The 12224-nt window shown below is 66.4% G+C and carries 10 protein-coding genes and 2 pseudogenes; 5 read left to right on the top strand and 7 right to left on the bottom strand.

Going from position 1 to position 12224, the window contains the following annotated elements:
* Positions 1–551 precede the first annotated feature (551 nt).
* The 4 genes and pseudogenes from BLV02_RS38485 to BLV02_RS07825 form a co-directional block, all read right to left on the bottom strand.
* Positions 552–1100 (bottom strand): annotated as a pseudogene (locus tag BLV02_RS38485) (DUF2264 domain-containing protein); the annotation flags it as partial.
* Between the two features lie 64 nt (positions 1101–1164).
* Positions 1165–2001: a carbohydrate ABC transporter permease gene (locus tag BLV02_RS07835; protein WP_083288575.1), complete on the bottom strand. Its 837-nt coding sequence runs from the start codon at positions 1999–2001 to the stop codon at positions 1165–1167.
* Between the two features lie 5 nt (positions 2002–2006).
* Positions 2007–3002 (bottom strand): carbohydrate ABC transporter permease, encoded by a 996-nt coding sequence (locus BLV02_RS07830; protein ID WP_216094167.1) that lies wholly within the window; start codon positions 3000–3002, stop codon positions 2007–2009.
* 25 nt (positions 3003–3027) lie between these two features.
* Positions 3028–4455, bottom strand: coding sequence for an ABC transporter substrate-binding protein (locus BLV02_RS07825; RefSeq protein ID WP_069111025.1), 1428 nt, complete (start codon positions 4453–4455; stop codon positions 3028–3030).
* Positions 4456–4870: 415 nt separating this feature from the next.
* On the opposite strand from BLV02_RS07825, the gene BLV02_RS07820 reads away from it, so the two are divergent.
* Positions 4871–5677 (top strand): IclR family transcriptional regulator domain-containing protein, encoded by an 807-nt coding sequence (locus BLV02_RS07820; protein WP_083288532.1) that lies wholly within the window; start codon positions 4871–4873, stop codon positions 5675–5677.
* 70 nt (positions 5678–5747) lie between these two features.
* Here BLV02_RS07820 and BLV02_RS07815 read toward each other — a convergent pair whose 3' ends face one another.
* Genes BLV02_RS07815 through BLV02_RS07805 form a run of 3 tightly spaced genes read right to left on the bottom strand, consistent with a single transcriptional unit; the run spans position 5748 to position 8068 of the window.
* On the bottom strand, positions 5748–6347 hold the full coding sequence (locus tag BLV02_RS07815) for a YesL family protein (RefSeq protein WP_069111027.1): 600 nt from the start codon (positions 6345–6347) through the stop codon (positions 5748–5750).
* A 1-nt stretch (position 6348) separates the two neighbouring features.
* Complete coding sequence (locus tag BLV02_RS07810; protein ID WP_069111028.1) at positions 6349–7074, bottom strand: SDR family oxidoreductase; 726 nt, start codon at positions 7072–7074, stop codon at positions 6349–6351.
* A gap of 31 nt (positions 7075–7105) precedes the next feature.
* The gene (locus tag BLV02_RS07805; RefSeq protein WP_083288535.1) at positions 7106–8068 is read right to left on the bottom strand and encodes a dihydrodipicolinate synthase family protein; all 963 of its coding nucleotides are present in this window, start codon (positions 8066–8068) and stop codon (positions 7106–7108) included.
* 549 nt (positions 8069–8617) lie between these two features.
* Between BLV02_RS07805 and BLV02_RS07800 the strand changes: the two are divergent.
* The 4 genes and pseudogenes from BLV02_RS07800 to BLV02_RS07785 all read left to right on the top strand — a co-directional run.
* Positions 8618–9036: pseudogene (locus tag BLV02_RS07800) on the top strand (DDE-type integrase/transposase/recombinase); the annotation flags it as partial.
* Positions 9037–9260: 224 nt separating this feature from the next.
* On the top strand, positions 9261–10265 hold the full coding sequence (locus BLV02_RS07795; protein ID WP_069111029.1) for an ABC transporter permease: 1005 nt from the start codon (positions 9261–9263) through the stop codon (positions 10263–10265).
* A 43-nt stretch (positions 10266–10308) separates the two neighbouring features.
* Entirely contained in the window at positions 10309–11385 is a 1077-nt protein-coding gene (locus BLV02_RS07790) for an ABC transporter substrate-binding protein (protein ID WP_069111030.1), read from the top strand.
* A complete protein-coding gene (locus BLV02_RS07785) occupies positions 11382–12203 on the top strand; it encodes an ATP-binding cassette domain-containing protein (RefSeq protein WP_425432569.1) in 822 nt (273 codons plus the stop codon). Before BLV02_RS07790 ends, BLV02_RS07785 begins: the two co-directional genes overlap by 4 nt.
* Positions 12204–12224: the final 21 nt, after the last annotated feature.

The raw sequence follows: 12224 nt of genomic DNA, 5'->3' as shown, positions 1-12224 counted from the left end.
CGCAGCGCTCAGCCGCTGCTGGCGCTGGACACCTACAGCGAGCTCGCCGGCTACGCCGCCGGAAGCTGACCCGGTGCGAGCAACCGACCCGGCGTGCTCGGCCTGGCGGTGACCATGGCCAACTGCCCCGGTCACGTGGTCGCACACCTGGCGGCTGCACTGCCGAACCACCTGGCGCTGGAGATTCTCGACGCCGGCGAGGACGCCCTCCTCCAGGTCGACCACACCATCGTCTCCGGCCGGATGGTCCTCGCAGACTCTCCCGGCGCCGGGATCCGCCCCGCCGCGGCGCCAGCTTCGACGTGGAACTCGACGGAGCGGCATCAAAGCTGCTGCCCAACCAGATACTAGAACGGCTGATGCAGGGCTGGCTGTTCAGCTGGGCGGTGTCCAGTTCGACGATGCCGACCTCACTGCGGCCGAGCCGCTCGCCGCCGACAACGACGCCCAGGAAAGTTCAACGGGCTCGGCTGCGCTCGGGCGTCGCACCCGACGACACGGCACCGTGGTCGGGCGGAAGGAGCAGTCCAGCGAAGGCCTTGCTTGGCCCACTAGGGAACGCAGCGTGCCAGCCGATCGACACCAAGCCGGCTTCGTCGAGCGCTCCCCGATCGACGAAGTACTTGAGCGCTGCTCTGGCAACCCCTCGGGTGGCGCCCTGCGCCAGTGGGGGTGGCGCCGAACCGTGCGCCGACACAGAACGGCGCCGTCATCGCGAACCTGTGGGCCGGGGAGTGGCCCTGAAAGACCGGGTTCGTTCGCTCAGCACGTCCCACAGCCCATGGCCGGGTCTCGTGCAGCGCGATGTCAATCGATGCGGCCTCGACGTGTGCCTGGCGGCACTCGTCCAGCCGCGGCCCCTGCTCCCCTGGCGCCGGATCTACGCCCACGGCCACGCCGTGAGCGTAGCGGGCCAGCAGGCCGTGCGGGTCAACGCAGTTCGCGCCGCTGATCCGGAACGCGGCCAGTAGGAACGTGCGGGCGAAGCGCTCGAGGCCGTCGCTCCACCGTGCCGTGTAGCTGACCGGCCCAGGCAGCGAATTCAACGCGCCCGACACCGAGGTGTGCCGTGTTACGGCGAGCAGCAGCTGGCTGGCGCGCTGCTCCCAGTGTGGGGGGCACCTGCCAGTCCAGCGGCACGTTCACAGGCTTGGGTCTCCTCCGTCAGCTCTTGACCGCGCCGGCCAGGCCCTCCACGAACGTGCGCTGGAGGAACAAGAACACGGCGATGATCGGCAGCAGGCTGATGAAGGCCCCGGCCGCCAGACCGGTCCAGTCGGTCGTGTACTGGCCGTAGAAGCTGTACATCCCAACGCCCAGGGTGCGCAGGTCTGGTGCGCCGAGGGTGAAGACCAGCGGGATGAAGAAGGCGTTCCACGAGGAGATGAAGGTGAACAGGGTGACGGTGCCGATGATCGGCTTCGCCAGCGGGAGCATGATCCGGGTGAAGACCCGGATGTAGCCTGCGCCGTCGATACGCGCGGCCTCCTCAAGCTCCCGGGGCATGCCTGCGAAATAGCCCATGAACAGCAGGATCTGCACGACGTGCACCGGCGCTGCCGCGGCGAGGACCGCACCGAACAGGGTGTTGTTCAGACCGAGGCTGTTCACCAGCTCGAAGACCGGGATGATCGTGAACCCGGTGGGGATGAACATGGTAGTGACCAGCACACCAATGATCACGTTGCGTCCGCCCATGTTCCCGCGGCCCAGCGCATAGCCGGCCATCGCCGAGACGATTAGCACGACTGCGACGACACCGAAGGAGAAGATCACGGTGTTGATGGAGTAGCTGCCGAAGTTCGCGACATCCCAAGCGCGGCGGAAGTTGTCGAATGTCCAATCCTCTGGGATTACTGACAGGCCACCCAACAGCATCTCACTCTGCGACTTGAACGCACTGGAGGCGACCCACACGAACGGGTAGACCCAGATCAGGCAGAACGGGATCAGGAACAGGTGCCACAGCTTCACCCCGTGTTTGGCCAGGGTCGCAGGCATCGCGCTCATTGGGCACTCACCGTCCTGCGTCGCTTGAGCAGCGGCGCTTGCAACAGCGTCAGCAGCAGCGTGAACGCGCCGAACACGACACCGACCGCGGAGGCGAAACCATACCTTGACGCGGCGTTCTCCGGATCAAACGCGTATCGATAGATGTAGGTGGACAGCACGTCGGTGGAGAGGTTCGGCCCACCCTGTGTAGTCGCCTGGATGAGGTCGAACGGCGCCTGGCTGGACTGGAACGTCAGCAGCAGGATGACGATGCCCAGCGGGAGGATCACCGGGATGGTGATGTGCCGCAGCGTCTGCCAGCCATTGGCGCCGTCCATTCGGCCGGCCTCGTACAGCTCGTCGGGAACCGTCTGCAGTGCGGCGAGCCAGTAGATCAAGGTGACCCCGAAGCCCTTCCAAAGGTCGATCGACAGCAGCGTCGGCAGCGCGGTGGACTCCGAGCCCAGAAAGTTGATCGGTGAGTCGATCAGACCCGCGTTCTCGAGTACTTCGTTCACGAAACCACCAGCCGGGTCGAGCATGACGGCAAAGACGATCCCGACCACCGCGGTCGTGGTCACGACCGGCAGGAAGATCAGCAGCCGGTAGAAATCCCGTCCGTAGAGCTTGCGCTTGTTCAGCAGCAGGGCGAACAGCAGCGCCAGCGGCATCTGCACGAAGATCGCCACGAGGGAGAAGATGAACGAGTTCTTGAAGGCGTTCCAGAACGCGTCACTGCCCAGGACCTCGGTGTAGTTGTCCCAGCCGATCCAATCAGTGGTCGTCCCGATGCCGTCCCAGTCGAAGAACGAGTAGTACCAGCTCGCCGCCATCGGCCACAGGGTGAACCCGGCGAACAGCACGATCATGGGAGTCAGGAAGACCCAGTTCCAAGCGTCCCGGCGCAGCCGGGCGGCGAGCCGCGATCGCCGCGGCGGGTGGGACGGCGGAGCGGGCAGGGCACGACTGCTGCGCCGCTCGCGCCCCATTCCCGATTGCAGGGTGGTCACCCGTCAGGTCTCCGTTCTCGGTGTATCAGGAGCGTGGCGGCGTCCAGTCGGTCATCGGGTCGTAGTCGGAGAAGGTCAGATCCTCCCAGCTGACGTCCTGACCGCCTGCGCTGATCTCGGCGATCTGCGCATCGATGAATGCCTCGATCTGCGCGTCGAGCTGGGCCGCCTTCGGTGCGAAGTCCTCATTGCGAGTGATGGCCTCGATCACCTTCGCTCCGGGCTTGATGTCGGGGTTGCCCGAGATCGCCGCGGCCAGCGCCTGCGGTCCAGGACCGTTGACGCGGGCGCTCGGGCTGCGCCGCATGGACTCATCCTGGGCGACTCTGATCCCGTCCTCCTGCTCGCTCAGGTCCGCTTCCCGCCATGCCGACTCGACCGCCGTGAACGAGCGGAACTTCTCGAAGTAGGCCCGTTGGAAATCCTCGGACACCAGGAAGTCCATCAACTGCCACGCCTCCTCGGGGTGCTCGGACTCCGAGGACATGGACCAGATCGGCGTGAACGATGAGGCCAGGCCCGTGTACGCGGTCCGGCCGGAGGCCGGCGCGGGGAACGCCACGACGCCGAAGTCGATGTCGGCGTTGAGCGCGTTAATCTCATTGATGTGCCATGCCGCGCCGACATACATGCCGATGCTGCCACGTGCGAACTCGGTGAACGCGCGCTGCTGGGTCCAGCTCTCCCAGCCGGGCTGGATCACCTGGTCGGCCGCGAGGCGGCGGATGAACTCGACCGATTCGACCATGCCCTCATGGGAGGTGTTGGCGCGGCCAGTCTGGTAGTTCACGCCGTCCAACCACAGCGATGCCGGCGCACGTGTCCCGATGATGTCGTTCATCTCGTTGATCAGCGCCTCGCGCAGGGCGAACCCGAAGACGTCGCCGCCACCACCCGCGGTGATGGCCCGCGCCATCTCGTCAAGCTCCTCCAACGTCTCCGGCGGGCTGTCGAAGCCGTTCTCGGACAGCAGTTGCGAGTTGTAGATCAGAAAACCACCGGCCGACCATCGGCTCGACACCAACGGCAGCGAATGGAGTTGACCGTCACAGTGCAGCCCCGAGGTCAGCGGGTCCAGTGACCCCGCGGGGAACCGCGCCACGAAGTCGTCGTCGATGAAGTCGTCCATCGCGGCGGTGAACCCGCGGTCGAAGAACCGGTCGAGGTTGGCGCTGCCCTGGGCGCGGAAGACGTCCGGCGGGTTGCCCTGCTGGTACATCAGCTCGATGGCGTTGATCTGCTGGTCCGAGGGGTTCTCGAGAACCTCGACCCGGATACCGGTGTTCTCAGTGAATGCGTCGAACTGCGTGCGGTAGAACTCGGCCGCACCAGGTGGGTCCGGCACGATGGCCGCACGCAGCGTCACGTCGGAGTTGCCGGTGGGTGCCGATCCCGAGTCACCGCTGCTGCAGGCAGAGAGCAGCCCGGGCGCGGCCACAGCGGCGGCGCCCATACCGAGGCTCCCAAGAAACGTTCGACGCGAGAGCGATGTTGTGCTCACAGGCTTTTCCTTTCACGAGCGGCGACGTCGGCGACGTGAGTGACGGCTGTGGAGTTCCTTCCCAGCCGGGCTGCGGATGGCGGTGGGCGGCACACGAGTCAGGCTCGTCTCGTGCTCAGCCACCCGAATGGTAGCGGCATCGCCAGACATTACGCAAGGCATAGCTGCTATATGGTTGTCGATCCCATATCAAGCACGCAGCGATCAGGCTGCCTATGGTGTTCCACCCAAGATCGCGACTCTCTTCGGCGGCTGATCGGAACCTGCCCGCACGGCGCGACGGACTGGCTGACCGTCAACGCTGAGCGCCACCTTCATCTACCATGTAGATTCCAGACCCGAGACCGTCCTGCGAGGGGAAGTAACCGTGGCCCGAACCCCAGTGCGTGAGTCCTCACCCGGTGGCACGCAGAGCGTCGAACGAGCGTTGTCGGTGCTCTCGGCGTTCACCGAAGAACATCCTGAGCGGAGGATCTCCGAGATCGTGACGGTCACAGGACTCGGGCAGTCGACCGTGTCACGGTTGGTGGGGGCACTGCTAAGCCTGGGCTTCCTGACGCAGCACAGCCGAAGCGGCCTGTTCGGCATCGGGCCTCGCGTCGTGACGTTGGCTGGCATCGCGCTCAACCAGTCGCCAGTCCATCAGTATTCGCGTCAGCTGGCCCAGAACCTCGCGGCCAGCCTGCGACTCGGGGCGAATGTCGCGGAGCGCCACGGCAGCGATCTGTTCTACCTGTGCAACTTCGAGGGCGTCAACGCTCCGCGACCGTCGACGCTGATCGGGCGCGGGGGGCCGTTGCACGCTACCGCGCTGGGAAAGGCATTGATCAGCGATTCGACTGAAGACGAGATCATCGAGCTGATCGGAAAGTCCTATCCCGCCTATACGCGGCACACGATCACCGACCTCGCCGAGCTGACCGAGGCGCTGGGCGAGGTCCGGTCCCAGGGGTACTCGACCGAGCTCGAGGAACTGGCATTCGGCAGAGCCTGCGTTGCCGCGCCCATCCGTGATCGCTCCGGACAGATCGTGGCCGGGCTCTCCGTGTCCGGGCCGCTGTCGGCGATGAACCTCGCAACGCGACAGGACGAACTGGCGATGACGGTCATCGAACATGCCGACCAGGTGTCACTGAGCCTCGGCTACCACGCCACGACCACGACCTCGCGCTGACCACCTCGCCCCATGTCCGCGCAGACGCGGTCATCACAGAGAGGCCATCATCGTGCTCGCAACCGCCTCGTCAGGCGAGGCCAGCCGCAGACAGGCTCCGCCGGACGGCAATCGTGGCGAGTAAAGCGGGTACCGCGGGCACGAGCAGCGGCACAGCGGGCGGGACCAGGAGAATCGCTCCAGCGACGGCCAGGAAGGCGGCGCCAACCAGTCCAAGCGTCGCCCAAGGTCGATGCCAGGCAACCTGCACCGTCGCCCACCATGCCCTGTGCGGTGCTAGCTCGAAATGAGCGACGATCGCTGGGAGCTGGATCAGGGTGGCGCAGTATCCGAGGCCCAGGAGAGTGAGCCCCACCATGACCGGGTGCCCGCGGCCAGCTTGCGCGTAGAACGCGATGACCCATGTAGTCAGGACCGGGACGCCAAGGGTCACCTGAGATCGGGCGAACTCGTGGCGCCAGTGACTCCAGAAGGTCCGCCACACCGAAGGGTCCTCGCCATCGTGCAGGTACGCCCGCAACGTGGCGTAGAGGGCGACGGTCGACGGTGCGAGACCCGCGATCACGCCTCCTGCCAGCACTCCTAGAACCCACATCGCATTGAGCAGGACGAGGCGTGGCGGCCAGTCGAGGTGGGCATACAAAGTGCGGAATCGTCCGCCGACCTCCACGTCAGCCATCGTGAGCCAGCCGCGCCCGCATGTCGGCGCGGGCGAACGCGGCCGGCGAGCTGATGGACAGACCGCCGTCGACTGGCAGCACGACACCAGTGATGCCCGACGCGGCCGAGCTGGCCAGAAAAGCCACCGCAGCCGCAACTTCGCCAGCCTCGATTGTGCGGCCTATCGGGTAACCGGCGGCAGCATCGGGCAGGTGCGAGCCTCCAACCATCCCCGGCGCAACGGCATTGACCCTGACACCACGCAGCCCGTAGTCCAACGCAAGCTGCCGCACCAGCGCATCGACGCCACCTTTCGCGGCGGCGTAGGCGGCGAGCCAGGGCGCTGCCAGGAAGGCGTTCACCGACGACACCGCCACCACGCTCCCACGTGCCGCGATCAGAGCCGGCAATGCGGCCCTGGCGGTGAAGAAAAACGTGTCAAGGCAGCCAGCAAGAGCACTCTCCCACTGCGTGTCTGTGGTGCGATGAGCCGGGGCCAGCGATATCGCTCCCGCTGCCGCGACCAACACGTCGAGCCCGCCCAAAATCTCGGTGGCCCGCGCCACCGCACGAGTCGCCGCCTCCGGCCGCGAACAGTCTGCGGCGAGGTCGGCGACCAGAGATGGGCACGCACTCTCCTCCAGCGAAATCCCCACCACTGTGCCACCGTTCGAGCTGAACTGCTCGGCAACAGCTCGACCAATCGGCGATGACGCTCCGACGAGGGCCACTCTCATTCCTGCCTCCAACGCGAGCGGGTGCCACCTGTCATCGGCTCCACCCCAATGGCGTGAGCACATCCTCCAGCAGAACGACCCCCGCTGCGTCCAACGGCCGTGCTGGTGCTCTGACGGTCGCGTGGGCGATCAGGCCGCGCCGGACGAGCACCTCCTTGTGAACCGCCCATGCGATGCCGGGCTGAAGCCCGTGGACGATCAGCGGCAACAACCTGGCAAAGGCCGCGTGCGCCTCCTCGCGTCGGCCGGCCAGCCAATCCACGAGCACCGGCCTCAGCAGATCCGGGAACTCACACGCCGGCATCGTCCCGATCGACCCGCGCGCATACTCCTCGAGGACGAACTGGGCGTTCTGTCCGCCCAAGACGACGAAACCGCCGTCGCCCACGGCATCGACGACGGCGCCGACCTTCGGGACCGTCGGTGATGCCTCCACCTTGACCGAAGCCACGCCGTCGAGCTTGCTCAACTCTGTGATCAGGGTGGGTGACATCGCGACTCCGGCAGCTGATGGTGCATCCTGCACCATCACCTCCGCTCCGGCCGACACTGCGAACTCGCCGAGGCAGCCATAGAAGTCGACTATCTGACTCGGTGATGGCTTCACCATGAACGGCGGCAAGACCATCAGGTGTCGCGCTCCATCGGTCGTCGCCTGCCGCGCCTGCTCCAGCGCGGTCGCCGTCGACGTGCTGCCCACGCCTGCGACGACCGGCACGGTCTCCCCGACTATCTCAAGTACCTGCCGCAGGATGGTTCGACGTTCAGCCATGGTGAGCGCGAACCCCTCGCTCGCCATGCCGAACACGGCGAGCCCATCTACCTCGCTCACCAACTGGAAGTCGACCAACCGGCGCAGGCTCGGCTGATCCAATGAACCGTCCGATAGGAAGGGCGTCGCCAAGATCGGAATCAGCCCGCAGACGACACCACTTGAACGCCTACACGCCAGCTGAGATCGCTCATCTGGATAGGCGTTATTGACAATCACCATGTGCGTTACTCTCCCATATAATGCACGCAGACCTCAAGGTCTCGGTCGCCCCACGTCTGTCCACGACCATCGACGACAAGCTCCGGGCTCAGATCACGGCGATGGGCGGTGCGCGACGTTCGCCGCCTCGGGGCGGATGCCCTCATTCGGCGGCGCCGTTCGGTCGCCGATGGACCGGCATCGGCGCACGGACGCGAACCGCACCATCGGCTCGGTGCCCGTATGGTGAGGTGTTGCGCAGCCCGTTCCACCCTCACGCCGGACGAAGGTACCGTCTCCTCGTTAAGCCGGCCGGTTGATGCGGGCCAGCCAGTATCCGCGATCGCACCCGCAATGTCGCTGCGGTCGCCGGCGGCGTTCTGGATCGCGATCCGGTGGGCTTGCCCGCGTCGACTAGCCGCACGCTCATGACGAGCGACCGAGTTGATGCGCTCGGGTGCTTCGTGGTTCGCGTTCGCCGACGGTGACCGGGACGGCCCGCGCGGCCATCACGATCCGCTCTGGCCCTTGGACACCTTGTTTCGGCGCCAACGATGACGTCGCCGAGGCCCCTTGCGTCGTTACGAGCACGACTACCCCGGCTCGACGATCCACGTGGCGTGACCAAGTTCGGCGACATTCCCGACGGTGGCGGCCACCGGTTCGTCGGGCGTCAGCAAGGCGATCACAACAAGCGGGCCATTCCAGGAGTGCCTCGTGGCGCCGACTACAAACCGCGCACGGGCACGGCCCATCTGCACACCGTGATCGACGATCACTCCAGGCTCGCCTGCGTGGAAATCTGCACCGACGAGAAGGCCCCGACCGCGGCCAGGGCGCTCGAGCGGGCCGTCGCCTGGTTCGCCCCGCGTGGCGTGAACGTGCAACGAGTGCTCTCCTACAACGGCCCGGCCTATGTGATCCGCGAACCGAGGACGCGCCAGAGGGATCACGCGCGCCCGAGGAGCACGCCACGGACCCGACAGGGTCCGTGGCGTCGCCCCAACCATCCTGACATCAGCACGATTTAATCTGATGAATATCAGGCACCATGACCCAGACATCCAAAAAGCTGGCCGACAACCCTTGGCAACGGGCTGTAGGCCATGGGAAGGTTTTCGACACGCGCCAGAAACATCATATCTATCATGCCTTTCGGGCGGAGCGTCGCGCTCGGCTCGGCTCGGCTCGGCTGTGGAGGAGGCCCGATCAGGTGACGACTACCGTCGAGCACGCCGCCGATGCGACTCGGCCCGGCGATCGGGTGCGGGAGCGGCTCTCCAACGCGTTGTCGGAATTGACCGCTGCGACAGCGCTCATCGTGCTGATCGTCGCGTTGAGCTTCGCGAGTCCGCACTTCCTGACTGCGGACAACCTGTTCAACATCGGGGCTCAGACAGCGGTGATCGCGATCATCGCTACCGCCCAGACCATGGTGATCATCACCAAGGGCATCGACCTGTCAGTGGGCTCGGTGGCCGCACTGGCCGGCGTCGTCGGCGCCATGGCGGTGCGGGACCTGGGCTTCTCGCTGTGGGCCGCGACGGCCGTCGCGATCGGGGTCGGGGCAGCGGCGGGCCTGGTGAACGGGTTGCTCGTGAGCGTGGCGCGGATTCCGCCATTCATCGCGACGCTGGGCACGATGTCGGTGGGCCGCGGGCTGGTCTTCATCATCACCGGTGCGGTCGGTGTCTACAGCCTGCCGGAGTCCTTTCAGATCCTCGGGAACGGTGAGATCCTCGGCATCCCGTTCGCGATCGTCCTGACCGCTGTCGTCGCAGTCGGAATGGCGTTTCTGCTCTCCCAGACCCGGTTCGGCCGTTACACATATGCGATCGGTTCCAATCTCGAGGCAGCCCGCCGCTCCGGCATCCCGATCGTCGGGCATCTCACGGCCGTCTACGTCATCGCGGGCATGCTGGTCGGGCTGGGTGGGATGATCGCGGCCTCGCGGGTCAACTCGGGGCAACCCAATTACGGCATCGCGTTGGAGCTGGACGTCATCGCCGCAGCGGTGATCGGCGGAGCCAGTCTGTTCGGTGGGCAGGGCCGCATCATCGGCACGCTCATCGGCGCGTTCCTCATCGCGGTGGTCCGCAACGGAGCCGTCCTCATGGACGTCAGCATCCACTACCAGATGGTGATCGTCGGGCTGATCATCTGGGCCGCGGTCTATTTCGACCAGTACCGCCGCCGGCGCCTTGAGTCACGCGGATGACGCCGTTCGATCACGACACCAACCCAATCGGAAGGACACCGTGATGCCACACATCAGCATCGTCGGCGGACACGAGCCGTCGCATCGCCGACCCGGCCGCCTGGTTCTCGCCACGGTCGTCGCGGCGGCAGTACTCGGCGCGTGCAGCGGAGTGGAAGTCCGCGACGACTCCGACAACGACCCGGCTGCACGCAATGCGGATCCGACGGCCGCCAGCGGCCCGCTGGAACTGGCGGTGCTGCCCAAAGCGGTGGGTCACGAGTTCTGGAACACGGTCCGCGCAGGGGCCGAGTGCGCGGCCGAGCTCGCGGGAGACGTCACCGTCGAGTGGGATGGCGTCACCGCGGAGACCGACGTCGAAGGACAGGTCAATCTGGTCCAGAACTTCGTGACCCGCCAGGTCGACGGCATCGTCTATGCCGCCACGGACTCGTCGGCGCTCGCCCCCGCGACGCAATCGGCACTGGACGCGGGAGTCCCTGTGGCGATGATCGATTCGGGGACCGACCCGCAGCCCGACGAGGTGCCGCTGTACGCAACCGACAACCACGCGGCGGCGATCGAGGCGGCGAACCTGCTCGCCGAGGAGCTGGGCCCGGGCGACCACAACGTGGCGATGATCGAGTTCCAGCCGGGCTCGCAAACCAACACCGAGCGGGTCGAGGGCTTCACCGAGGGTCTCGCCCAGCACGAGAACCTCACCCTCGTCGGTCAGCAGCCCAGCCACAGCGACGTGAACGAGGCACGCCGCGTGACCGAGGACATCCTGACGGCCAACCCAGACCTCGCTGGGATCTTCGCAGCCAACGAGCCGAGCGTCCTCGGAGCCGCGCAGGCGGTCGAGGCAGCGGGTCGGACGGGCGAGATCGTCATCATCGGCTGGGACGCCGCACCGGACGAGGTCGCCGGGCTACGCAACGGTCAGATCTCCGCGCTGGTCGTGCAGAACCCGTTCAACATGGGCTACCTGGGCGTGCAGAACGTGGTCGAGCACCTGCGCGAGGGTACGCCGCTGAAATCGGCCGACACCGGCGTGACCTTCCTGACCCAGGAGAACGTCGACACCGAAGAGGCCCAGGCGATCCTGGAGCCCAGCTGCGACAACCCGCCGGTCGAATGATGGGCGCTGCACCGGACACCAAGGACGGTACCGCCCAGCACCCCGACGGCACCGGGGAGCCGGTCCTCGAGGCGCGCGGCGTCGTCAAGCGATTCGGCCACGTCGAGGCGTTGCGCGGCGCTGACTTCACCGTCTACAAGGCGGAAGTCGTGGCGCTGATCGGCGACAACGGCGCTGGGAAGAGCACGTTGATCAAGACCCTGTCGGGCGTGCACGCGCCCGATGAAGGGGAGATCCGCGTCGATGGCCGGCCGGTACGGTTCTCGACTCCGGTCGACGCCCGGCAGGCCGGCGTGGAGACGGTATACCAGGACTTGGCTGTCGCAGACGACCTGAGCGTGGCCGCGAACCTGTATCTGGGCCGGGAGATCCTGCGCTCTGGTCCGCTCGGCCGCCTGGGTCTGCTCGACAGACGGGCCATGCATCGCGGTGCCGCGCAGGCACTCGACCAGCTCGGCGTCCGGATTCCCAGGGTCACGACCCCGATCGCCATGCTCTCAGGTGGACAGCGTCAAAGCGTCGCGGTGGCCCGAGCGATCATCTGGGCCACGAACGTGGTCATCCTCGACGAACCGACCGCGGCGCTGGGCGTGGTGCAGACCGAGCGCGTTCTCGACGTCGTTCGGCGAGCCCGCGACGCGGGAATGTCCGTCGTGCTCGTCAGCCACAACATGCCTCAGGTGCTCGAGATCGCCGACCGCGTCGAGGTCCTGCGGCTGGGCCGCCGCGCCGCTCGTTTCCCCGCCGACGCCGTGACCACCGACGACCTGGTCGCCGCCATGACCGGGTCGTCGAACAAGAGATCAGAGCAGAACTGACCATCCCGATGGAGGAGAGAA

Origin of the sequence: Jiangella alba (genome assembly GCF_900106035.1) — a bacterium.
Classification (GTDB): Bacteria; Actinomycetota; Actinomycetes; order Jiangellales; family Jiangellaceae; genus Jiangella; species Jiangella alba.
This window is presented reverse-complemented; position numbering and strand designations above follow the sequence as displayed.

Coding starts and splice junctions, on each gene's coding strand:
- BLV02_RS07835 (WP_083288575.1), bottom strand. CDS start 2,001: ATGCCTGCGACCCTGGCCAAACACGGGGTGAAGCTGTGGCACCTGTTC.
- BLV02_RS07825 (WP_069111025.1), bottom strand. CDS start 4,455: ATGGGCGCCGCCGCTGTGGCCGCGCCCGGGCTGCTCTCTGCCTGCAGC.
- BLV02_RS07810 (WP_069111028.1), bottom strand. CDS start 7,074: ATGAGAGTGGCCCTCGTCGGAGCGTCATCGCCGATTGGTCGAGCTGTT.
- BLV02_RS07805 (WP_083288535.1), bottom strand. CDS start 8,068: ATGGTGATTGTCAATAACGCCTATCCAGATGAGCGATCTCAGCTGGCG.
- BLV02_RS07790 (WP_069111030.1), top strand. CDS start 10,309: ATGCCACACATCAGCATCGTCGGCGGACACGAGCCGTCGCATCGCCGA.
- BLV02_RS07785 (WP_425432569.1), top strand. CDS start 11,382: ATGATGGGCGCTGCACCGGACACCAAGGACGGTACCGCCCAGCACCCC.